The following is a 22,799-nucleotide window of genomic DNA, read 5'->3' on the forward strand; positions in this document are numbered from 1 at the left end:
ACTTGGTAAAATCGGGTAGGGTGCAATGAACGAAGTGAATTGCACCGCTGCTATTTATCTGCCACAAGGTGTAATGCGCTGCGCTTATTACACCCTACATCCAACCCACGCACGACAGGATGTCATTGCTTGAGACTTGAATTTAACACCATCGATCTGGAGCGCGATTACGAGCTCTGTGTGCAGGCGCGCAGGGATGCCTATTTTTGCAGCTTTCATACCCATGACGGTTTTGCCGACTTTATCGGTGGTTATCGGGAGCGGATCCGCGAAAGGCTGGGGCAAGCGCAATGGCATTACCTCCATGTCTGGGTAGGTGAACAACTGGTGGGCCAGCTGGAATTTCGCAGCTTTTCCGATGAACCCGAGACCGGCTATGTGCAGCTGATTTATCTGTTCCCCGACTATCGTGGCCGCGGTCTGGCCGCGCAGTTGCAGGCCTATATTCGCCAGCAGTTGCTGGGGGCTGGTTGTAAATGGGCGATCCTCTCCGTGAGCCGCACCAATGTGCGGGCCTTGAACCATTACCGGCGCTTTGGCTGGCAGTTCATTCGCCACAATCCAAAACATCAAGAGACGGATTTTTATCGACTTGAATTGGGTACACCCTGTGGTGGTGGGCAATAAGCGAAGCGTATTGCACAGCGATTTGATGCCCGCCCATTACGGCAATGATATCGCGGCCCTTCATCCCCAGCCCTTCTCCTCCTTTTGATACAAGCGGGAGAAGGGAGCAATGTCGTTACCGCCGTCCGATTACGCTTTGCTAATCGAACCTAGGGAGAGGATCTGGGTGAGGAGCCAATCAAGGGGCTAAACAGTCAGCTCCAGCCGGTTTCCTTCGGGATCGAGGAAGGTGCTTTCGTAATAGCCGTCACCGGTCCAGCGGGGGCCGTCCAGGTGTTTGACCTCGGCGCCCTTGAGCAGCTTGAGGCGGGCTGTCATCTTGTCCACCTCCTCCACACTGCCGAGGGAGAAGGCGATATGGGCCAGCCCCTGCAGCGGGTGCGGCAGGCTGAGATCTGCCGGAAAGAGGATGGGGCTGTGCATCAGCTCCAGACTGGCGCCCCCCTCGAAGCGCACGAAGTAGGACGAAAACTGTTTGACCGGATTGTGGTATCGCTCATTGGCCTGACCGCCAAACAGGGTGCAGTAGAATGCCTTGAGCGCTTCCAGATCCTGTGCCCAGATGGCGACGTGATGTATGTACATGGCCTGTCTCCTTTGAGTTAATGCCCTCCATGCTATGCTGGGCCTTGAATGTTCGACATGGCTGAGCCCGTCCTGATGATGTCTGAAACTGCCAATCCTGAAGTCATTGACGTCTCCCCCGACTGCCGCGAGCAGATCTGCTGTGACAGTCTGTTGCCCGCCCTTGCACAAGAGCAGGTGTGGCTGGCGGGCTATTCTCGCCTGCGCACCCACTACAGGATCGAGCGTTGCTTTGAGGATGTGCACTGTTTTCTGCTCACTCTGGGGGGAGAGGGGGAGGTGTTGATTGGCGATCGTCTTGAGCGGCTGCAAGTCGGGGAGTGGGCCCTGATCCCGGCGGGCCAACCGCTCTGCTATCAGCTACCAGAGAAGCTATTACCGGAAAGACAGTTGCCAGAGTCGCCAGCGCCGGAGCCACAACCGGCGGCGAGTGGCGACTGGGATCTGGTGTGGCTGCTGCTGCACAAGGATTCCCCCTGGGATGCCTTCGCCAGCCACTCCAGGCTGGGGTGTACCTCCCAGCAGGGGACCCTGCTTCGCACCATAGAGAACCTCTATGCGGAGCAGGAGCGCCATCAGGACCCGTTGCTCAGCGCGCTGCTGGTAGAACAGCTCGGTTTTTATCTGCGCCGCCTGCTGCAAAAGGGAGAGGGGCAGAGCCGCGGCGAGCGGCAGGCCCTGCGTCTCGAGTTGATGCTCAAAGAATCCCTGACCGAGTGCTGGGACATAGGGCGGATGGCCGACGCCCTGCACCTCTCCGAGCGCCAGCTCTATCGTCTCTGTCAGCAGCACTTTGCATTGGCCCCCATGGCCTGGCTGCAACGGCTGCGCTTGCAACGAGCCGCTCTCTTGCTGGCCAGCGGCGGCGACTCGGTGAAACAGGTGGCCCAGTTGTGCGGCTTCAAGAACGAGTATCACTTTTCCACCGCCTTCAAGCGCCAGCAAGGTCTGGCCCCCAGCCATTATCGAAATCTGCACCATCCCGCATTTAAAGCTGGATCTGCACGGAGAGGTGACACTGAGTCGATAGAATAAGCGGTGCACAGACCTGATCGAAAAATAGCGAAACAGGCGTTGCCTGGCACCATTTGGCGCAGCAACTGAGCTATATTGCCCCGCCCCAATGGGATGCCAAAACATGGGTGAAGCATGGGGGGAATAAGCAGGGCGAATATCTGTTCGGATCAGGTAACAAAGCCATTGCCGGATTCGGGATATAGATCGTCAAATAACCTGAATGGCGGATTTAACTTATATTCTGGCGGATGGAAACAGGGAGAGAAGATCCATTGGCGGGAAAAGCAGGGGGAGATCTCCCCCTGAGGAACAAGATAACTTAGAAGTGGTAACGAAGACCCAGCTTGAACGTATCCATTGAGTGGTGGTCGTCACCCAGTGTCAGGGCGCTGAATTGACGCTCATAACCGATACCGGCAGAGATGCTGCTGTTGAAGGCATAGTCAAAACCGACTTCCAGGTTGGGATGAACCCGGCCTTTCGCTTCGTCGATGCGACCCTGCTCGTTCACTCCCAGCGCAGGTATGCTGCCGTTGCCAATCACTTCGACTTCGGTGCGGGTATAGGCGAGGCCGGGTTTGGCGTAGGCAGAGAAGCCATATGCCAGCGGCTGACTGAACTTGGCGGCCAGGCTGATGCTGCGGGTGTCTATGGTGGTGTCAACAAAGCCGGTGGCCACTGAACTGGTGATCCACATCAGCTGGCTCATCTGCTGGGCATGCAGACCGCCTTCGATGGCCAGCCAGGGGTTGAAGCTGTAACCCACGATCAGGCTACCGCCATCGAGACGATCGTCCATCAATTTGGCGTCATACGCTTGCTGCGCCATGCCATCCAGATCTGCCTTGGAGGTGATCAGATCCAGCCCTGCATACCAGCCTTCTGCACAGGCGGCAGTGCTGATACCCAGACCGAGCAGGGAGAAAACGAGCGCTTTATTGAAGGTATTCATGGATAAATTATTCCTGTATGCGTGAACTCTGCGTGGTTGAAATACCTCTATCCATGAAGTTTATTTATATTCCTTTTGTCCGCCATTGCTGGAGGGCCGCGGATTATAGTCAGTGCATTCAGCAATAACAACCCATTGTCGTCATGGGTTTTTATATTATGGAAAATAATGGCTGGGCATCATGCTCAATAAATGACTCGTTTAGAGTTTTAGCTTTATTTATATAAATAAAAACAAGGCGGGCTGGCAAAATATAATGGCAGTGGCGAATTTGAATGGCACAAATCTGATTTTATTGAATATTTTCTTCATCTGTCGGTAATGACACTTTGATCGTTGGTTTGTTTATTGTGCGAATGTAAACAGAGGTCATCATGGGCATGATGGCGGTTATTCGTTCAATCCCACAGAGTGCATCAGGCCCGATAAACAGCGCACCGTTGCCCTGTGTTGAACACATTTTTGCCATTGGCCTCACTGGGGCATGACGAGGGTGCATGGCACTGCGCACCCAGGATATTCACACAGCACCCGTTTTTGGCGATAAAAAACAGGGCTGGAGCTTTGCCTCCGGCCCTGTTGCATTGTGCTTGTTCAGTCGGTCAGATGCTGGATTTGACGGTGACGAACTCGGGGTAGGCATCGATGCCGCATTCGTGCACGTCGACTCCCATCATCTCTTCCTCTTCGCTGACTCGCAGCCCCATGGTGGCTTTGAGCAGGCCCCAGACGATGAGGGAGGCACCAAACACCCAGCCGAAGATGACGGCCGCACCCAGCAGCTGGGCCGAGAAGGTGGCGCTCTCGTTGGAGAGGGGCACTACCATCAGGCCGAACAGACCGCAGACACCGTGTACCGAGATGGCGCCGACCGGATCATCAATCTTCAGGCGATCGAAGGCGACGATGGCGTAGACCACCAGGGCGCCGGCCAGGGCACCGATCAGGCTGGCGAACAGCGGGCTGGGGGAGGCGGGATCGGCCGTGATGGCAACTAGGCCGCCGAGCGCGCCGTTGAGGATCATGGTGAGATCCGCCTTGCCCCAGGTGAGCTTGCTGACCAGCAGGGCGCCGACCACACCGGCTGCCGCTGCGGCATTGGTGTTGACGAACACAGTACCGATGGCGGTGGCGTCGGCAGCGGTGGAGAGCACCAGTTGCGAGCCACCGTTGAAGCCGAACCAGCCCATCCAGAGGATCAGGGTACCCAGGGTTGCCAGCGGCAGGTTGGAACCCGGAATGGGGTAGATCTCACCCTGCTTGCCATATTTACCGCGGCGGGCGCCGAGCAGCAGCACGGCGGCGAGGGCGGCGGCGGCACCGGCCATATGCACTATGCCGGAGCCTGCGAAGTCGGAGAAACCGGCCTCTTTGAGGAAGCCGCCGCCCCAGGTCCAGTACCCTTCCATCGGGTAGATGACGCCCGTCATCACCACGCAGAACAGCAGGAAGGACCAGAGCTTCATCCGCTCGGCCACGGCCCCCGATACGATGGAGGTAGCGGTCGCCACGAACACCACCTGGAAGAAGAAGTCGGAGTGCAGTGAGTGACCGGCATCGTCAGCCTGGGTGCCGATCAGGCTGCCGAAGCTGGGCAACCAGCCACCGGCGGCATTGTCCACGTACATGATGTTGTAGCCAACCAGCAGAAACATGATGCAGGCAATGGAGTAGAGCAGGATATTCTTGGTCAGGATCTCAGTGGTGTTCTTGGCGCGTACCAGCCCGGCTTCGAGCATGGAGAAGCCGGCGGCCATCCACATGACCAGCACGCCGGATATCAGCAGATAGAAGGTATCGAGCGCATAGCGCAGCTCTGAAACGGACTTGATCAACTCTTCCATGTTGTGTTCCTCGGTTCCTGTTGTATCAAAGGGCTTCTGCGTCAGTCTCGCCGGTGCGGATCCGCACGGCAGCCTGCAGGTCATAGACGAAAATTTTGCCGTCACCGATCTTGCCGGTGTAGGCGGCCTTGCAGATGGCTTCGACAATGTGCTCGACGTTGTCGGCCAGGGTGGCGATCTCCAGCTTTACCTTGGGCAGGAAATCGACCTGGTATTCGGCTCCGCGATAGAGTTCGGTGTGCCCCTTCTGGCGACCGAAGCCCTTGACCTCGGAGACGGTCAGCCCCTCGACGCCGAGACTGGCGATGGCTTCGCGAACGTCATCCAGTTTGAATGGCTTGATAATGGCGGTGATCAGTTTCATGCAGCTTCCCCAATCCTTTGGTGGTTGACCCTGATCAAAGCAATTAGTGGGCCAAAAGTATTAGTGTTTATTTTCAATGCGTTAAGTTTATCTCTGGCCTATGTAGTGTGATGTTTACCCAATCTGGACAGGGCCGCGCCAAAGCGGTGCCCCTCATTGGTGCAATTATCGCCATCTACTGACACGCAGCCGCAGGGGGGCGTCCCTGGCTCGGCTGGATGAATCCCTTGTCGACTGGGCGTGCCCGGCTCATGGGTTTGCCTGCGTCATTCAGGATTTATAACCGGACAGACGCAATAACCTGAACCACACTGGTTGCAGCCGTTGTTCATACGAACCTGATTTCTGCCGATAATATGGCCAATAGCAGGGCAGGTCTGGGCGGGCAAAGAGCGGCGGGCAAGCTGCCGGGTGATAGTCCCCCCGCTGTTTATTCAACAATCGGGCTTGAGCATCCCCGCCACTGTGCGGGGCAGAAGAACAAGGATGGTCTTTATGCTGCAAGAGAGTGACACGATCAGGATCTCGGACCTTAGTGAGGCCGTAGTGCACGGCATTCTGGAGGTGGTCAGTGACGGGATCTGGGACTGGAACGTCAATACCGGTTTTGTCTATCGCAACCCGGGCTGGTATCAGATGCTGGGCTATGAGCCCCATTCGCTGGGCAACAACGTCTTCACCTGGGAGGGGGTGATCCACCCCGACGACATTGCGCGGGTGATGGCCTGCTTCGATGCCTATCTGACGGGTTCTGCACCCGACTATCGGGTCGAGTACCGCTGCCGCTGTCAGGATGGCAGCTACATCTGGATCGAGGATTGCGGCCATATCATAGCGCGCAATCCGGATGGTTCAGTGGCGCGTATGATAGGTGCCCACCGCAATATTCATGCGCGCAAGCTGCTCTATGAACAGCTTGAGTCACGCAACCATTCACTGGAGCAGCTGATCGCCAAACGTACGGCCGAGCTGGTTCAGCTCAATGGGATCTTGCAGCAAAAAGCGGAAGAGAACCGCCAGCTGGCAGAAACCGATGCCCTGACCGGCGCCGCCAGCCGTTATCGGCTCGAGCGGGATATCCAGATGGAGTGCGAACGGGCCAAGCGCTTTCATCAGCCGTTCTCGGTGATCGCCATTGACGTGGATGACTTCAAGCAGATCAATGACAGCCATGGCCACGCCGCCGGGGATCAAACCCTGATCAACGTAGTGGCGCGGGTGCAAAGCCATATTCGCGAGATTGACCTGCTGGCCCGCTGGGGTGGGGACGAGTTCATGGTGGTGCTGCCCAATACCGCTCTTGCTGATGCCAGGCGGGTGGCCGACAAGCTGAGGGCGCTGATCGCCCAGTCACGGGTCTGCGAGCAGCGCGATATCACCCTGAGTTTCGGGCTGGCGGAATACCGGCTGAATGAGCCCCTGAGCCAGCTGATGGTACGGGTGGATCGGGCGCTTTATCAGGCCAAGCTGGCGGGCAAGAACCAGATCGGTGAATAGATGACAAGGGCCTGTTTTCACCGGTTGCCCGGTCGCGACCGGTTGTCGGATTTCTCTCATTTACCCCCCGAATGCGTATTGACCGCGCGATTGCCTTGACTCCTGTTGAGGGCGCTGGTTTGATGCGCGCTCTTTAATCCCCCATGAGACATGAATCGATGAAAAAGAGCATCCTGGTTGCCCTGACTGCACTGCCCCTGTTTGCCCACGCCGGTCTGATGGACTCCCTGACCGATACAGTGACCAGCAGTGTCACCAGCAGTGCCAAAGAGATGGCTGGTACCGCCATGGACAGCGCTTCCAACGAAGCGATCAAGAGAGCGCTGGACATCAAGGAAGGCGGCTCCAACAAGCAAGCCATCAAGGACAAGCTGGGCGCGCCCATCACCACCAAGACCGAAGCCGGTCTGGAAGTGTGGACTTATGACCTGAGCGCCCTGAACAAGGCCTCCCCGCTGCTGGCTGAAACCACCAAGACTCTGCTGAAAGAGTCCGAAGTGGCCCAGAAGAACGTGGTCATCAAGTTCGAAGGCGAAACCGTCAAGACCCTGAACCTGGCCGACAAAGCCAAGGCTTGAGTCTGAGTGACGTGCATGAAAAAGGGGCCTGATGGCCCCTTTTTGCTGGCTGACGTTCATGATCACACCTTGAAGCGACGCACCAGGGCCAGCAACTGGCGGTTGGAGCTGAGCAGCGACTCGGCGCTCTGCTCAGTGTTGCGGCCATTTTCTACCAGCAGGTTGAGCATGTCGCGGATGCTGACCATGTTGCGGTTGATCTCCTCTGTCACCCGGCTCTGCTCCTCGGCAGCGGTGGCGATCTGGCTGCTGAGATCGTGGATCTGCACCACTGAGTCGGCCATGCTGTCGAGCCCCCCAGTCACCTGCCCAGTGGTATCTGCCGCGGCCTGACAGCTGCGTTTGGTCTGCTCCATGGCGACGACGGCGTCGGCCACCCCCTGAGTGAGGCGCGACAGCATGCTGCCCACCTCGGCGGTGCTGTTCTGGGTACGGGCCGCCAGGGCACGCACTTCGTCAGCCACCACAGCGAAACCGCGGCCCTGTTCACCGGCCCGGGCCGCTTCGATGGCGGCATTGAGCGCCAGCAGGTTGGTCTGGGCGGCGATGCCACCTATCACTCCGAGTACGCTGCCAATCTGCTTGGCATCTTCCTGCATCTCCAGCACCTTGGCGGCGGCGAGATCCACTTCGTCGATCAGGGCCACTACGCTGGCGGAAGCCGATCCCACTACCTTGCGTGAATTGGCGGCCTGGCCGTTGGCGGCTTCGGTGAAGCTGGCCGAGTCGCTGGCGTGTTGTGCCACGCTGTCGGCGGTGGAGCTGAGCTCGGTGAGAGCGGTGACCACCTGATCCGTCTCGGCGGCATGTTCACCCAGGATCCGTCTTGCCTGACCCGTCTGCTGATCGAGCTGTGCCAGTTCGCGGGTGATGAGGTCGGTGGCGTCAGTCACCTGCACCATCATCTGCTGCAAATAGGCGATGAAGCGGTTCACCGACAGGGCGATGTGATCCAACTCGTCATTCCCCTTCACCTGGATGCGGGCGGTCAGGTCGGCATCGCCGGCAGAGAGGGCGTCGATATTCTGTTTGAGGGTCTGCAAGCGGCTACCGAGCTGAGTGATGGCCAGCAGCATCAGCACGAACAGCAGTCCGACCAGGGGCAGCTGGATGGCGGCCAGCGTGGTGAGCACGTCCTGGCTGTCCTGGGTCAGGGTGCTGGTTGGCAGGGCGGTGGCCAGCAACCAGGGGGTCCCCTCTATGGCCTGCAGCAGCAATGTCTGTTCCTGCCCCTGATCCTGGAAAGTGGTGCGCAACAGCCCTGTACCACGGCTCTGGCCGAGCAGGCTGGCGATGGCACCAGCGAAGGGGTAATCGGCGTGAGCCGAGAGGTTGCCCAGCACAACATCCCCGTTCAGACGGGCATTCTTGCTCAGGATCTTGCCGTCAGCCTCGATGATCATCACCTGGCCCCCGATCTCCTGCTCTTTCCTGGCCACCAGATCGTTGAAGAAACCCAGGGTCACATCTATGGTCGATACCCCGAACAGGGTGCCGTTGCGATAGATCCCCATGGCGCAGTTGGTTCTCGGCTGCTGGCTGGCACCGTCCTTGTAGGCCGCCGCCCAGACGCACATGCCCTGGGGAGCCTGTTGCCCCGCCTTGTGCCAGGGCTGTTCGAAGTAGTTGGGGGCCTCGGCCGAGTTCCAGTAGGTGTTGGGGATCAGCTTGTTGGCCGCATCCCTGTGAAAGAAGGTGCTGAACTTGGCGCGGCCCGCTTCCCGTTGATCCGGCAGCGGCCAGATACCGCCGCCAAACACCATGGCATTGCCATATTGATCGATCAGCGCAGGCAGCAGGGCATCAATTTGCTCGCTTGGCAGCTGGGCGACCAGCTGGGTGATGCTGCGGGACTGGCTCTGTACGCCGTTGAGCTCATCGAGGATGTCGGTGGCGATCTCGCTGACCAGCAGCGTCACATTCTGTTCACCGGCCTTCTGCAGCGCCGGCTTGATCCAGATCTGGATGCCGATGACCGTCAGGGCGCACACCAGCACCATGAATCCCACGAAGACGGCTGTATATCGTCCCTTGATTGTTCCCAGACTCCACCCCATAACGACTCCTGTCTGTTGTTGGCACTGTCTTGCGTGACCTTGTTGTTTGAGTCGCCATTATTAGCCATTTCGAACATAAAACGTTTGTTATCGCTCACAGAACCCGGAGCAGAAGATAAGGGAAATGACGGCTCGACGGGGTGATCCCCCTGCCATGAGCCAGTGCGCGGGAAAGTGGAAAAAAGAAAGGGTGGCCGAGGCCACCCTTGTGCTGATTGCGATGCGCTTACTGGTGTGCTTCGGCAAACTGTTTCATCGCGTCGGCGTGCTTGGTCATGCCGTCGGCGCGCAGGTTCAGGTTCTTCACGAATTCGGCTTTCTTGGCCGGGTCTTCGATCCTGTCATAACGCTGTTGCAGGTTGGCCTGGATCTGCTCCGGGGTCATGTTCTGCATGCGGGCCATCTTGTCGTGGCGGCCACCGTGGTGCTTGCCACCTTTCATGCCGCTGCCATCCATGGGGCAATTGGTCATGGCGCCGGCCTGGGTAGTGGCAACGGCTTCGCTGGCGGCATAGGCGCCGAGCGGCAGGCCAAGGATCAGGGTGGCGGTCAGCAGAGTTTTGGTCAGAGTCTTCATGGTATATCTCCTTGCGGATTGAGTTCGGATTCGGCTTGCTCGCCTTGACCTCAAGTAAACACCAGACCGGTGTCTGAACTTTGCCAGTTGAAGCGTATTTTGTAGCAGAGTGTGACATCGGGATCTTGTATTTCAGCCTTGCTGAAGACGGTAGCGAAAACAGGGGGCCATCCATAGAAGAGTGGCTGCCTCCCGGTTAAATTTGTCTGCTCATCGGATCAAGGGAATAAGTGATAGTGGCGGGCCGAAATATATTCAGTGCCGGTATGAACCAATAAAAATACCCCACCGGATGCAGTCTCTGGCGGGGTATTTCTATGTCACCAGTCAGGCAACATCATTATCGTGAGAAAACCACAGGGTGAATAGGTTGGTTCAGCGCTGGCGGCCGCTGCCAACGCTGTAAGGCATGCGATAGCTGTCGCTCTCACCGTCCAGGCTAAGGGTGAGATTGCCCTGGTCTCTCATCGGCAGACGGACCTGCTGCATCCCTTTCAGCTCGGCGGGCACCTGCTTGAGCAGATCACCCGAGGCGTTGCGGATCATCAGGGTCGGGTTGGCGCTGCTGCTGCTGGCGTTATCGTGCCAGTTGACGAACAGCAGGCCGGGGGCTGCGCTGACGTCGGCCGGAATGGCCGCTTGTGCCATGCCGATGTGGGCCAGTCCGGCCAGTGCAAACAGGGTCAGGGTCTTTTTAATCATCATTGTCTCCTTGGTGTGGCTCGCCGAAGGATGCCGGCGTTGTGTGTCATGGTGTCAGGCGCCGCCCGAACCGGGCGCAGTCTGCATCATGGGGAAGGGAAGTGTGTCTCGTCGGGCGCAGGGAGGCTGGCCGCCGTGATGCCATCGCCATCCGAAGGGGGATCCCGGGTCAGGCGGTCTGTCTTTGCAGCTTGGTGCGATTTGGCCGCCGCTCTGGCAAGGGCCTCACTGGCGGCATAAGCCAGCATGAAGGGCGTGGTGAGGGCGAGCATGGCCTGTCTCCTGCAATGAGCGAATATGGACGAGTTGGTGTGCCCCCAGTAAACCTTCGCCTTGTGTCTCAACTTTGCCGAGTGACCGCTTTTTTGTAGCAGAGTGTGGCATCTTGCTGATCTGGCACACTTTGACACAAACCGCCCGACAGATTTTCGTATACTCGTGCCAGCTCTAACAGGAGAGGCTCTCATGAACCAAAGCAGCACCCACATTCTGGTCGTCGACGATCACAGCGAGATCCGCGATCTGCTGAAACGCTTCCTGGAGCAGCATGGCCTGCGGGTCAGCTGTGCCCGGGATGGCAAGGAGATGAAGCGGTTGCTGGAAGAGCGGGAGTTCGATCTGCTGGTGCTGGACCTGATGATGCCGGGGGAGGATGGCCTGACCCTGTGCCGGGAGCTGAGGGCGAAATCCTGCATGCCCATCATAATGCTCACCGCCATGGGGGAGGAGACGGACCGCATCATAGGGCTGGAGATGGGAGCCGATGACTATCTCGCCAAACCGTTCAACCCGCGAGAGTTGCTGGCTCGCATCAAGGCGGTGATGCGCCGCACCAACGTCGAGCCGCAGCCCGCCCCCGAGACCCTGACCCGGGATCTGCGCTTCGATCGCTGGCTGCTCGACATCAACCGGCGGGAGCTGGTGGATGAAGAGGGCGTGGGGCTAAGCCTCTCTACCGCCGAATTCGACCTGTTACGGGTGTTTCTGGAACGTCCCCAGCGGGTGCTGAGTCGGGATCAACTGCTGGATCTGGCCCGTGGCCGGGAGGCTGTCGCCTTCGACCGGGCCATCGATACCCTGGTGAGCCGGCTGCGCCGCAAGCTGGAGCGGGATCCCAAGAACCCCGAACTTATCAAGACCATCTGGGGTGGCGGTTACCTGTTCGCCGCCGATGTGACCCAGGTGTGACCTCGTGGCCATGATCAAGCGATTGTGCTCCCGCCTCTGGCCCAAGGGGCTCACCGGCCAGATCATACTGGTGGCACTGGCCGGGTTGGTGTTGATCCAGCTGCTCAGCATCCAGATCTACCGCTCGGATCGGGAGGAGGCGCTCGGCTACATCAACAGTCGTAATGCCATGCAGCGCATCGTCTCTGTGGCGCGTCTGCTGGCCCTGTCCCCCCCCTCGCTCTACGACGAAATTCTCAAGGCGAGCCGCAGTGATACCCTGCTGCTGCGCCTCTCTGACGAGCCGCTGCAACCGGAGAATCGCAGCCCCCGCTTCGAGCAGCAGGTGCGTTCACGGCTGGGCTATCCGCCGTCACTGATGGTGGAGATCAGCGCCGAGCTGAAGCAGGATGCCCAGCGCAGCCGCGCCTGGAAGCATCACTCCCGCATGATCAAGGACCGCAAGGGGATGCCGCCACCGCAGGACATGCGGCTGTATGGCTCCATCCAGTTGCCACGCGGGGGCTGGCTGCAGTTCAGCTCTCTGGTGGACAAGGAGTCGTCGAGCTGGTCCTGGCAGACCACCTTCAACCTGATGCTGGTAGCTAGCATGGTGATAGGCCTGATGATCTGGCTGTTTCGCCGGGCGACCCGGCCGCTCAAACAGTTGGCCGCCAACGCCGACCGGCTGGGGCGTGGCGAGGATATAGAGCCGCTCCACGAAGAGGGGCCGACCGAGATCCGTGAATCCATCCAGGCGTTCAACCGCATGCATACCCGGCTCGACCGCTTCGTGCAGGACAGAACCCGGATGCTGGCGGCCATCTCCCATGACTTGCGTACCCCCATCACCAGTTTGCGGCTAAGAAGCGAGTTTCTGGCCGAGGGAGAGGACAAGGAACGCATTCAGCAGACCCTGCAACAGATGGAGCAGATGCTGGCGGCCACCTTGAGCTTTGCCCGGGAAGAGGGGCAGCAGGAGGCGACCAGGGAGCTGGATCTGGTCAGTCTGCTGGAGAGTCTGTGTGACGATTATGCCGATACCGGTCAGCCGGTGACTTGCCTCGTGGAGGGAAAGCAGGTCTATGCCTGCCGCGCCAATACCTTACGGCGGGTGCTGCAAAACCTCATCGGCAATGCCATCAAGTACGCCGGCAGTGCCGAGGTATCGCTGGAGCGCACCGAGAGTGAGCTGTTGATCCGGGTCTGCGATCAGGGGCCTGGCATAGATCCTGAACGGCTGGAAGATGTGTTCAAGCCGTTCGTACGGCTCGATGAGGCGCGCAATATCGAATCCGGTAGCGTTGGGTTGGGGCTCTCCATCGCTCGCACCCTGGTACACCAGCATGGGGGCGAACTCACCCTGCACAACCGGGAGCAGGGAGGGCTGGAAGCCAGGATCAGCCTGCCCCTTTAACTGTTGTCGAGGCTGTATGAGGAGGGCGCCAAGGTGGCGCCCTCCTTGGTTTATTTTGCTGCTATCAGACTGAAATAACGCCAATTTCATACTGGGTCATGCTTGCTCTTCTATGATGAAGCTAGTGATAATAAATGGCCGCATAGATGTCCAATAACAAGGTGGGTTCAGGAATGGCGGTCTCTTCTGGGGCAGGTTGGTGGGTCAGCTGGGGCGCAGGTTTGCTGCTCCTTGCACTCTTGCTGCCCGTCTGGGCTACCCCCGCGGTCAAACCCCTGATAGTGGCCAACTCCAAGGCCTGGCAGCCCTTCTCCTACATCAATGACAAGGGGCAGCCGGATGGCCTGTTGATCGACTACTGGCGGGAGTTCGAGCGGGTCACTGGGCGGCCGGTCCAGTTCAAGCTGGTGGACTGGCAGACCTCGCTGGAGCTGGTGCGCACTGGCAAGGCCGATGTCCATGGCGGCCTGCTCTGGTCACAGGAGCGCAATCCGCTCTATGACTATGGTCGGGCGCTCTCCCGGCTGGACGCCCAGCTGTTTTTTGCCAACTCCCTGCGCGGCACAGATGTGAATTACTACCTGTTGCACGAGAGTGTGGGGGTGGTAGCGGGCGGTTACGAGGAGTATTACGCCCGCAAACACTTTCCCACCACGCGTCTGCAAACCTTTGACGATAACGATGCCATGCTGAGTGCCGCCTTGAGCGGAAAGCTGGATGCCTTCATCGCCGATCTGCAGATGGCCAATTTTTATATCTACACCTCCAAAGATCCCACCCGCTTCATTCCGGTGCGCCATCTCTACAGCGATGAGGTGCGTTTTGCCGTCGCCAAGGGCAATCAGACCCTGTTGCAGGAGCTGGAACAGGGATTTTCTCGCATGGGTGAGGCGGACAGGGAGCGCATTACTCGCAAATGGATGCATATAGAGACCGTCTATCCAATTCACTTATGGTTCTGGCTATCGGCGGCGGCAGGGGCTGTATTGCTGGTTTACATAGTGCAGCTGAGGCGGGCTGTGGCGAGCAGTACCGCCGAGCTGGTCCGGGCCAATGCCCGGCTGGAGAGCCTCGCCAACACAGACTCCATGACGGGGATCCTGAACCGGCGCGCCTTCTTGCCGCTCTTGGCCGAGCGGCTGGCAAGCGGTCAGGCTTCGGCCCTGCTGCTGTTCGACATCGACCGCTTCAAGGGCATCAATGATCACTTTGGCCATGGCGTCGGGGATGAGGTGATCGTCGCCCTGGCCGAGCGGGTGGAGGCCATCTTGCCAAGCGATGCGCTGTTTGCCCGGATCGGGGGAGAGGAGTTTTGTATCAGCTTGCCGATGGTAGATATGGCGGCGTTGCAAGGCTGGGCAAGCCGGATCGGACGGGGGGTGAGTGCTCAGAAGTTGCAGACCAGTGCCGGTGAGCTGGGGCTTTCCATCAGCACGGGGGCCGTCTGGGTTCCATCAGGGGTCAGGGCAGAGAGCACTGGCTTGCTGCAGCAGGCAGACAAGCTGATGTACGGTTCAAAATCCCGTGGTCGCAATACCTGGCAGGCAGCCTGTTATGCAGAAGGGGATGCTGACAAAGAGGTGAAATAGGCCGCCGCCCGGGATGGGCGGCGGTGAGTCATCAGAAGTTGTAGGTCATCCCCAGTGTGTAGCGGCGACCGTCCAGCACTGTACCGAAGCTGGTGTAATCCACCGTCTTGTCGAACAGGTTGTAGATACCGGCGGTCACGTCCAGGTTCTTGTTGGCCTTGTAGACCAGACCTGTGTCAAAGAAGGTGTAGGAAGGCGTGCCCTCTGCCATCTTGACCCGGCTCAGGTAGTCAGAGGTCTTGCTGCGGAAGTTGACCCGTGACCAGAGGCTGACCTCTTCTGTGGTCTGCCAGTCGACCGTGGTGTTGAACATGTGGCGCGGCATCTGGTTCAGAGGCTTGCCTTCCATCGAGCCGCTCTTCTGCTCGGACTGGGTGAAGGTGTAGCTGGAGGCTAGCGACCAGTCTTCGTTGATGGCCCAGTTGGCCGTGCCTTCCACCCCGCGCATATTCGCCTTGTCGACGTTGATGCGGTCGCTGATGAAGTCATAGGTATGACCGTTCAGGGTGCATGAGGGATCGCTCTTGCTGGTGCAACGGCGGATCTCGGAGATCTTGTCCTCGAAGTCAGTGTTGAACAGAGTCAGCCCAGTGCTCAACCCCTCCTGACCATCCCACAGCAGTGCGATTTCCTGGCTCACGCTGGTTTCAGGTTTGAGTGCCGGGCTGCCCACCAGCATCCCATCCTGAGTGCCCCCACCCGTGGCCTGGCCCCAGTTGGCGGCCGACATGCGCAGATCCGGTGAACGATAGCCGGTGGAGACGCCCCCTTTCAGCGTCCATGACTCGGCCGGATGCCAGACCCCGTACAGACGCGGGCTCCAGTGAGTGCCGTAGTTCTGATCCCTGTCCATGCGTACGCCACCGGTCAGGGCGAAGCTGTCGGTCAGTGCCCACTCGTCCTCCACGAACATGGCCCAGCTCCAGCGGGTCAACTGGTTGGCGCGGTTGACCACGTTGAGCTGGTTGCCCTGATCCTGCAGATCCTCGTAGCGGTACTGGCCACCCACGCTCAGGTAGTGATCCCCAAGCTCAAACTGGGTGTGGGTGTCGGCTATGGTGTTGATGAGCTTCATCTGGCGGCCGGGATTGGTGTTCTCTTCCCGCTGCAGATAGCTGGTGGAGGAGCCAAAGTCGTAGCGGCCGTCGTGGGTGATGGCGTAGTTGGTGCGCTCGTAAGTGCTCAGGCTGGGCTTGGACTTGGCCGGGATGGACTCACCCGGCGTGCGATCACGATCCTGCAGACCGCGGCTGGCCTCGAAGTCGAAGCGATTGTGCTCGTCAGGGGTCAGGCTGAACACGGCAGTGCCGCTGCGCATCTCCTGTTCGGCGAAGCCATTCTGGAACTGATCCTCACCGCGATGGGAAAGCTGGCCGTTCAGACGCACCCCCAGCAGCCCGTCTACCAGAGCGCCGGCCGTGTAGGCGTTGGTCTGGAAGATGTTGCCTGAGTCTTTGTTCTCCTGGAAGGTGGAGTCAGCATGCAGCGACCCCTGCCACGCCGTCATGCTGGCGGTCTTGCGGGTGATGACGTTGATGACGCCGCCCATGGCATCGGATCCGTAACGGGAGGACATGGGGCCACGCACTACCTCGATACGCTCTATGGCTTGCAGCGGTGGCAACCAGCCCTGCTCTATGCCTGGGCCATCGCTGTTGGGACGAGTGCCACGACTGTCGACACGCTTGCCATCCACCAGCATCAGCGTGTATTTGGAGCCCATGCCACGAATGCTGATGTCACTGCTGCTGCCACCCCCGGTGATCACCACGCCCGGCACATCTTTCAGTGCATCGGTCACGTCGCGGTAGGCGCGTTTTTCCAATTGCTCACGGGTCACTACCGAGATGGAGGCGGCGGTATCTTCGATCTTCTGCTGGAAGCCGGAAGCCGTCACAACCATGACTTCCTGTTCGGTGGCATAGGCGTGGGAGGCGAGGGCGGCGAGAATGAGCGTGGTCAGCTTGTTGCGGTGCATTTTTATCATGTTGGCCTGAACTCTTTTAATGAGAAAGTGACATTCATCCTTTGGGTGAACTCGATGGGGTGACTTCACTGCATCCCGCGTGAAATCAGGACCGGGAAGGTTCAATTGAATAATCTTCCCGTTTGTCGGCTGGCATTGTAATGATCAGTGAAAGATGTGTAAACGATAATTAATCTCATTAAGTTTATTGAGCTGTCATAGGGCCAGCAGGAGGGGCAGACAGAGCGGGGAGTACCTGGGTGACATAAAGCAGCAAGATGAACAGAGTCGAGGGAGAGATGAAAGGGCTGAGAGAGAAGGGGTAAGCGGGGTAAACACTGAATTCCAGACAACAAAAAACCCGCCTAGGCGGGTTTTTTTAATTCTTGCAGAAGGTCTTCTCAGCAGGCGTTAGCTAGCGTGAAGGCTTCCTTGCTTGAATTACAGACCAACTACGTTGGCAGCAGCCGGGCCTTTCTGGCCTTGCTCGATGGTGAACTCAACGCGCTGACCTTCGTCCAGAGTTTTGAAGCTGGTGGACTGGATTGCAGAGAAGTGTACGAACACGTCTTTGCTGCCGTCAGCCGGGGAGATGAAACCAAAACCTTTCTCGGCGTTGAAGAATTTAACGGTACCAGTCATTTTGTTAGACATAATAATTTCCTAAATAGTGTTTTAAGTGCCAAAAGTTGGCAATCTATGATTTTTCGTCAGCAATACGTATGGGGAGCACTAAAGAAGGAGAATTATTTAATAAGAACTATCGTAGATAACTCTTATACTAATCACTGCTTTACTAAAATGACTGCCTAACATAAACAGGTCTGAACTACCGAACCATCGAGAGAGATTAAAACATGCTCTCTTCGTTAAAGCAAACTTTATCTCAATATTAATTTCTGGTTATCGACGTGCTACCAACTTCATATTGTCACATGAGTCACGGCGTTCACTGGCGAGATTGAGCGCTGGCCCTTGCTATGATTGGCGCCGAGCTTTTTTGTGACTGCTTTCTGACTGGCGTAGAGGCGTTCCTGATCAAGAGCGGTATAGCAGTGCTCTTCCTTGGTTGCCGCAGGGCCTGAATGGCAAACGCCCACCCACACCGGTCTGGTGTGGGTGGGCGCTCATCAACACAGCGCTAACTCAGCGCTTGCTGCGAAACTTGTTGCTGACGGAGTCGATCCAGCTGAAGGTTTCTGGCAGTACCTGATTTCTGGCCCGTTCTTTGGCCTTTTCCCGAGCCAGTTTGGAAGCCACCTTGGCCGCCTCTGCACGATCTGCCACGATTTTAAGCCGGCCTTCCTCACGGATCCTGTTACGTTCTGCGTTGGTCAGCTGATGATCAGCATTGGCCTGGGCTTTTTGGAGCAACAGGGTTATCTCGGCCTTTTCGGCTTCGGTGAGGTCTTTCATTTCCAACTTTTTCACGGCGCGCTCCTGGGGCGGCTGGGGGGTGGAATACATTAACACATTTTCACCGACTATTTCTTATGCAATCCGCTCTGCTGGCATAAAAGAGCCGGTTCCGCACTTTTCTCCGTCATTTATCTGCCAGTTCACTGCAGATTTCTCGTATGTCCCGGTTTGCCTGGTACAGCTCTCAGCTGTGGCCGCTCGGTTCGACATGGATCAGCACTATGGCATGAGGTATGTGACGCATTATGCCTTCTTCTATCCGATCGCAGATGGCGTGGGAGTGTTCGATGCTCATCTCCTTGGGCAGGGTCAGATGGAAATCGATGTGGCGACGGCGTCCGGCCTGGCGACTGCGCAGGGCGTGAAAGCCCCCATGCTCCGGGCAGCACTGTTCGATCACTCGGGTCGTCATGGCCAGCTCCTCCTCGTTCATGCTGTGGTCCAGCAGTGGTTGAAAAGCCTGGTCAAGCATGGATATTGCTTCTCTGAGAATGAAGAGCGCCACGCAGATGGCGACTATGGGGTCGAGCAGATAGAGGTTGTAACCCAGCCCGGCGGCGAGCCAGATACCCGACAGACCGACAGCCACCCCGAGGGAGGTCAACACGTCTGCCTTGAGGTGCAGGGCATCAGCTGCCAGGGCAACGGATTCTTCCTCTTTTGCCACCCGATACAGATAGGTGGAGACGCCGCTGTTGACCAGCGCCGAGATCAGCATGACCAGTACGCCAAAACCCACGCTTTCGATCGGCGTTGGTGTGATCAACTTGCCGATAGCTTCGAAGATGATCCAGCCGGCGGCCAGCAGGATCAGCAAAGCTTCGATCACGCCGGAGACGTTTTCTATTTTGTCATGTCCATAAGGATGGCGTTGATCGGGGGGAATATCTGACCTGCGTACTGCAAACAGGGCGATGAGAGCCGCCACCAGATCCATTGCCGAATGAATGGCCTCCGAAATAATACTGACGGAGCCACTCAGAATGCCAGCGAATATCTTCATGATAATCAGTGTGATGTTTGAGCAGACGGAGACCAGCGCCGCCCTCGTTTTTCTGGTCATGGGATGTCCTTATTCTCGGAAACATAATTATAAAAATAAGTCGGGATAATATCAGCTTGAAAATAAAACCGCCTATTCAGGTTGTAATATTTTGTTTCTGACGGTAGTGAGAATGCTTATCTAAATTACCTTGTCTTATTTAAAGAATAGTTATTTTTGATTTGGTGATTTATTTCGACTCGTGAGTGAATATGTCAGGGGAGGCGAACGTTATCAGGCATACTCAGGTTTTTTGGCCTTTCATGCCATCGGGTATCCGATCGGGGTCGAGATGGAGGCATGACTCAGGACAAACCTGGCTGATGAGGGTGGATTCTTGCGCAACATTGGGGGTATGCTGGAGTGAGTGCGATCAATCGGTCGTCACTGAAAGCGTACTACTGAAGTCTACGATTCGGATGGCATGCTGGAACCTGGGTTCCAACTGTCTGGGTAACATTTTTGGAGTTTGATGATGAGTAACAAAGAACATCACAACGGCAAAGATGCCAAGAAAAAACCGCAGATGTCACTGAAAGAGAAGCGCGACGCCAAACGTCAGAAAGCAGACCTGAAAAATGGCAGCGCTATAAAGTAACGCTCCTCCACGCTGTAGTTCCTCTGGAGCCAGTATCAAGCCAGCCTTTCACAGGCTGGCTTTTATGTTTTCGCCTTATGGTGTGGCGCCGTAGGCCTCGAAGATCTTCCTATAGCGTCCGTCGGCTCGCATGGCATCCAGTTGGCGATCGAACCTGCGTTGCAGCTCCACCTGACGAAAGGCGAAATGGTAATGGGTTGGCGCAAACAGGTCATATTGCCTGACCCGGCCACTAGCATAGAGTTCGGCACCATATTTGCTGTCGGCCAGCTCTGCCAGATAGTAGTAAAACACCCGCTGCTCCAGGATCACTGCATCCACCCGCCCCAGCATCAGTCTGTGAACCTGCCCCTGTTGTTTGGCGACCTCCTCATAGCTGGGATTTTGATCCGCCATGCTGGCAAAGGCACCTCCCAGTATCTGGCGAGCCCGCTGAAAGGCGCTGACTCTCAGGGTTTTCATATCGTCCAGTGTGCTGATGTGAGTCTTGCCGAGGGTGAACACCCGGTTATGGAAGGCAATTACGGGCTGTGACAGGAAGACATTGTTCAGCATGCCGGGCTTGACGTTGATGATGGCGTCAAGCTTGCCGGACTCCAGCATCCGGAAAGTGCGTTCCAGTGGCAGATATTCAAAGCGGGGCTCATAGCCACTGTCGCGAAAGGCCTCTTTAAACAGGTCGAGCTCGATCCCGCGTCCCTCTTCCTCGATCACATAGGGGGGGATGGCGAAGCTGACGCCCACCCGCAGCAGTTCGGCGGCAAATAGCCGGGGGGCCACCATGGCGGCGGTCAGACAAATGGTGAGCAGTAGCGTGCGATGCAGAAACACCATGAGTTCTCTCTGGCAAACGAGTCGCCCTGAGCATAATCCCAAGACGGCCTGTGACACGTGGAAATAACGGCCACATTCACACAGGAATAGCACCACATGCTGTGCCTGCGTCAATAACAGGTAAAAAAAGGCCCTGCATGAACAGGGCCTCTCGGGATTCATTGCCGATTAAAACGGGATATCGTCGTCGAAGTCCATCGGCGGCTCGTTGTAGACAGGCGGTGCTGACTGGGGCTGCTGAGCAGGACGACCATAACCGCCTTGTGGCTGCTGCATGTTCTGCTGCGGTGCGGCGGCAGGACGAGCCTGGTTTACCGGCTGCTGGGCTGGCATGCCTTGTTGTGGTTGACCCCAGTTGCCTTGCGCTTGAGGTTGGCTACCCATGTTTTGGCCTGTGCCACCTTGCGGGCGACCACCCAGCATCTGCATCACGCCACTGAAGCTGTCTACCAGCACTTCGGTGGTATAACGCTCTTGGCCACCTTGATCCTGCCATTTGCGAGTCTGCAGTTTCCCTTCGACATAGACCTGGGAGCCCTTCTTCAGGTACTCGCCAGCCACTTCGGCCAGCTTGCCCATGAATACCACACGGTGCCATTCGGTACGCTCTTTCTGCTCGCCGGTCTGCTTGTCGCGCCAGGTTTCAGAGGTGGCCAGGGTGATATTGGTCACGGCACCGCCACTCGGCATGTAGCGTACTTCGGGGTCTTGTCCCAGGTTACCGATCAGAATGACTTTATTGATGCCTCGACTGGCCATAATCTCTCTTCCACCCTTTATATACCGGCCAGGCCATATGCCCGGACCAATTCAACATATCGTTTGTTTTCTGCGAGATAGGCAGCATCGCTTGGCGACACTGACACATCATGCGATGACTGAACCCGGTTCAGTCGGCCAGCTGGCCAATGTTCCGCTTTCAGATTTTGGCCGCAATAATAACAGTTGGCGTGAACGAGCGCACATCTTCCTGCCCTGTCATCCTCCACCCGGAGCATGAACCGAAGGATTAACTTACACGAGGCCGACCATGACCAGCAAGCGAGCAGGACTGGATGGCCTGAGCAAACGTAGCAAAACGGGTTCCGACTGCACTGTGACACTCTTTGCCGGGCACAGTGCCAGTATTCCACCCAAATGGGGGGGTATGGCTAGTCATTTGTATTGCTTGGGAAATTGGTGAGTTTCAAAAGAGGCACACTGGCGTCTAATGCTTTTTTAATGCTGCAGCGTTTGGGGGGCTTGGTACTCTCTGCTGCCAAAAAACCATGGCCTGAATGTTCAAGGACGTGCTCTTCATGACCACCCCATACACCATAGTCGTACTGGTGACTGAAAATAATGTGCAGGCGACCAGTTTTCAGAGCTATCTGACTGAGCAGCTGGCACTCCCCATCCTGCTGGTAAGCACCCTGGAGGCGCTGCCGGAACAGGATGGGCGAGAGTCACATCCATTATTTCTGGTCGATCTGGATTACCTCAAGTCGAGCCAGCAGGGGGGGTGGCCGAGGGAGATCTCCAGTCGCTTCGGGGAAGCCAATACGATATTGCTCAATGCCCCGACCAGCACGGATCGCGAGTTGCTGCTGATGTGGCCTCACACCAGCGGACTCTTCTTCCGCCAGGATCCGCTGGATCGGCTGGTGCTCGGCATTCGCAAGGTGTTGCAGGGGGAGTACTGGATCCCGCGCCATTTGCTGTGCGATCTGGTCAACTACTACCGCAAGGGGGGAGAACATCACCTGCGCAACCAGACGCTGCTGACTGCGCGCGAGCAGGAGATCATCCGCTACCTGATGACGGGTGCCTCCAATACCGAGATTGCCGACAGCCTGTTTGTGAGCGAGCACACCATCAAGTCCCACCTCTATAACGTCTTCAAGAAATTGAACGTCAAGAACCGGTTGCAGGCGGTTAGCTGGGCGAAAGAATATCTCTGAAATCGATGGGCATGATGGATAAAACCT

At 57.4% G+C, this 22,799-nt stretch carries 23 protein-coding genes; 9 read left to right on the forward strand and 14 right to left on the reverse strand.

Features of this window, described 5'->3' with window-relative positions; all coding sequences use genetic code 11:
* Positions 1-129 precede the first annotated feature (129 nt).
* Positions 130-627 carry a GNAT family N-acetyltransferase gene (locus GWQ31_RS18060; protein WP_275909957.1) on the forward strand — a complete coding sequence of 166 codons (498 nt, stop codon included), beginning with the start codon at positions 130-132 and terminating at the stop codon, positions 625-627.
* 186 nt (positions 628-813) lie between these two features.
* On the opposite strand, the gene GWQ31_RS18065 is transcribed toward GWQ31_RS18060, so the two are convergent.
* Positions 814-1,212, reverse strand: coding sequence for a VOC family protein (locus GWQ31_RS18065; protein WP_275909958.1), 399 nt, complete (start codon positions 1,210-1,212; stop codon positions 814-816).
* Between the two features lie 57 nt (positions 1,213-1,269).
* On the opposite strand from GWQ31_RS18065, the gene GWQ31_RS18070 reads away from it, so the two are divergent.
* Positions 1,270-2,247 carry an AraC family transcriptional regulator gene (locus tag GWQ31_RS18070; RefSeq protein ID WP_257982326.1) on the forward strand — a complete coding sequence of 326 codons (978 nt, stop codon included), beginning with the start codon at positions 1,270-1,272 and terminating at the stop codon, positions 2,245-2,247.
* A 301-nt stretch (positions 2,248-2,548) separates the two neighbouring features.
* Here the strand turns inward: GWQ31_RS18070 and GWQ31_RS18075 are convergent, their stop codons facing one another.
* The 3 genes from GWQ31_RS18075 to glnK form a co-directional block, all read right to left on the reverse strand.
* Entirely contained in the window at positions 2,549-3,181 is a 633-nt protein-coding gene (locus GWQ31_RS18075) for a porin family protein (protein ID WP_275909959.1), read from the reverse strand.
* Between the two features lie 602 nt (positions 3,182-3,783).
* On the reverse strand, positions 3,784-5,025 hold the full coding sequence (locus GWQ31_RS18080) for an ammonium transporter (RefSeq protein WP_169046941.1): 1,242 nt from the start codon (positions 5,023-5,025) through the stop codon (positions 3,784-3,786).
* A 25-nt stretch (positions 5,026-5,050) separates the two neighbouring features.
* The gene (gene glnK, locus GWQ31_RS18085) at positions 5,051-5,389 is read right to left on the reverse strand and encodes a P-II family nitrogen regulator (protein WP_021141050.1); all 339 of its coding nucleotides are present in this window, start codon (positions 5,387-5,389) and stop codon (positions 5,051-5,053) included.
* A 495-nt stretch (positions 5,390-5,884) separates the two neighbouring features.
* Between glnK and GWQ31_RS18090 the strand changes: the two genes are divergently transcribed.
* Together GWQ31_RS18090 and GWQ31_RS18095 are read left to right on the forward strand one after the other, a co-directional pair.
* Positions 5,885-6,886 carry a sensor domain-containing diguanylate cyclase gene (locus tag GWQ31_RS18090; protein WP_219598208.1) on the forward strand — a complete coding sequence of 334 codons (1,002 nt, stop codon included), beginning with the start codon at positions 5,885-5,887 and terminating at the stop codon, positions 6,884-6,886.
* Positions 6,887-7,044: 158 nt separating this feature from the next.
* On the forward strand, positions 7,045-7,464 hold the full coding sequence (locus tag GWQ31_RS18095; RefSeq protein WP_169046939.1) for a hypothetical protein: 420 nt from the start codon (positions 7,045-7,047) through the stop codon (positions 7,462-7,464).
* 62 nt (positions 7,465-7,526) lie between these two features.
* On the opposite strand, the gene GWQ31_RS18100 is transcribed toward GWQ31_RS18095, so the two are convergent.
* The 4 genes from GWQ31_RS18100 to GWQ31_RS18115 form a co-directional block, all read right to left on the reverse strand.
* Complete coding sequence (locus GWQ31_RS18100; RefSeq protein ID WP_275909960.1) at positions 7,527-9,521, reverse strand: methyl-accepting chemotaxis protein; 1,995 nt, start codon at positions 9,519-9,521, stop codon at positions 7,527-7,529.
* Positions 9,522-9,747: 226 nt separating this feature from the next.
* Complete coding sequence (locus GWQ31_RS18105) at positions 9,748-10,098, reverse strand: hypothetical protein (RefSeq protein ID WP_005316566.1); 351 nt, start codon at positions 10,096-10,098, stop codon at positions 9,748-9,750.
* A 375-nt stretch (positions 10,099-10,473) separates the two neighbouring features.
* Entirely contained in the window at positions 10,474-10,803 is a 330-nt protein-coding gene (locus GWQ31_RS18110; RefSeq protein WP_275909961.1) for a hypothetical protein, read from the reverse strand.
* Positions 10,804-10,886: 83 nt separating this feature from the next.
* Positions 10,887-11,072, reverse strand: coding sequence for a hypothetical protein (locus GWQ31_RS18115; protein ID WP_275909962.1), 186 nt, complete (start codon positions 11,070-11,072; stop codon positions 10,887-10,889).
* A gap of 193 nt (positions 11,073-11,265) precedes the next feature.
* Between GWQ31_RS18115 and GWQ31_RS18120 the strand changes: the two genes are divergently transcribed.
* The 3 genes from GWQ31_RS18120 (at position 11,266) to GWQ31_RS18130 (ending at position 14,973) form a co-directional block, all read left to right on the forward strand.
* Positions 11,266-11,988 carry a response regulator gene (locus GWQ31_RS18120; RefSeq protein WP_005316557.1) on the forward strand — a complete coding sequence of 241 codons (723 nt, stop codon included), beginning with the start codon at positions 11,266-11,268 and terminating at the stop codon, positions 11,986-11,988.
* Between the two features lie 10 nt (positions 11,989-11,998).
* Positions 11,999-13,384, forward strand: a complete 1,386-nt coding sequence (locus tag GWQ31_RS18125) for an ATP-binding protein (protein WP_275909963.1) — start codon at positions 11,999-12,001, stop codon at positions 13,382-13,384.
* 173 nt (positions 13,385-13,557) lie between these two features.
* Positions 13,558-14,973, forward strand: coding sequence for a sensor domain-containing diguanylate cyclase (locus GWQ31_RS18130; protein ID WP_275909964.1), 1,416 nt, complete (start codon positions 13,558-13,560; stop codon positions 14,971-14,973).
* Between the two features lie 31 nt (positions 14,974-15,004).
* Here the strand turns inward: GWQ31_RS18130 and GWQ31_RS18135 are convergent, their stop codons facing one another.
* From GWQ31_RS18135 to GWQ31_RS18150, 4 genes are all read right to left on the reverse strand, one after another.
* Positions 15,005-16,951, reverse strand: coding sequence for a ligand-gated channel protein (locus GWQ31_RS18135; protein ID WP_265422327.1), 1,947 nt, complete (start codon positions 16,949-16,951; stop codon positions 15,005-15,007).
* A 429-nt stretch (positions 16,952-17,380) separates the two neighbouring features.
* Complete coding sequence (gene cspA, locus GWQ31_RS18140; protein WP_005316548.1) at positions 17,381-17,593, reverse strand: RNA chaperone/antiterminator CspA; 213 nt, start codon at positions 17,591-17,593, stop codon at positions 17,381-17,383.
* Positions 17,594-18,085: 492 nt separating this feature from the next.
* A complete protein-coding gene (locus tag GWQ31_RS18145; RefSeq protein WP_011899186.1) occupies positions 18,086-18,370 on the reverse strand; it encodes a DUF3811 domain-containing protein in 285 nt (94 codons plus the stop codon).
* Positions 18,371-18,542: 172 nt separating this feature from the next.
* Complete coding sequence (locus tag GWQ31_RS18150; RefSeq protein ID WP_034524357.1) at positions 18,543-19,421, reverse strand: cation diffusion facilitator family transporter; 879 nt, start codon at positions 19,419-19,421, stop codon at positions 18,543-18,545.
* Between the two features lie 454 nt (positions 19,422-19,875).
* Here GWQ31_RS18150 and GWQ31_RS18155 point away from each other — a divergent pair, with 454 nt between their 5' ends.
* Positions 19,876-19,998 (forward strand): hypothetical protein, encoded by a 123-nt coding sequence (locus GWQ31_RS18155; RefSeq protein ID WP_005316524.1) that lies wholly within the window; start codon positions 19,876-19,878, stop codon positions 19,996-19,998.
* A 75-nt stretch (positions 19,999-20,073) separates the two neighbouring features.
* Here GWQ31_RS18155 and GWQ31_RS18160 read toward each other — a convergent pair whose 3' ends face one another.
* On the reverse strand, positions 20,074-20,832 hold the full coding sequence (locus GWQ31_RS18160) for a transporter substrate-binding domain-containing protein (protein WP_265434554.1): 759 nt from the start codon (positions 20,830-20,832) through the stop codon (positions 20,074-20,076).
* Positions 20,833-21,000: 168 nt separating this feature from the next.
* Positions 21,001-21,591, reverse strand: coding sequence for a single-stranded DNA-binding protein (locus GWQ31_RS18165; protein ID WP_275909965.1), 591 nt, complete (start codon positions 21,589-21,591; stop codon positions 21,001-21,003).
* Positions 21,592-22,109: 518 nt separating this feature from the next.
* Here GWQ31_RS18165 and GWQ31_RS18170 point away from each other — a divergent pair.
* Positions 22,110-22,772: a LuxR C-terminal-related transcriptional regulator gene (locus GWQ31_RS18170; RefSeq protein ID WP_265462679.1), complete on the forward strand. Its 663-nt coding sequence runs from the start codon at positions 22,110-22,112 to the stop codon at positions 22,770-22,772.
* Positions 22,773-22,799 lie beyond the last annotated feature (27 nt).

Source organism: Aeromonas sp. 2MA4 (assembly GCF_029237305.1).
Taxonomy (GTDB): Bacteria; Pseudomonadota; Gammaproteobacteria; order Enterobacterales; family Aeromonadaceae; genus Aeromonas; species Aeromonas salmonicida.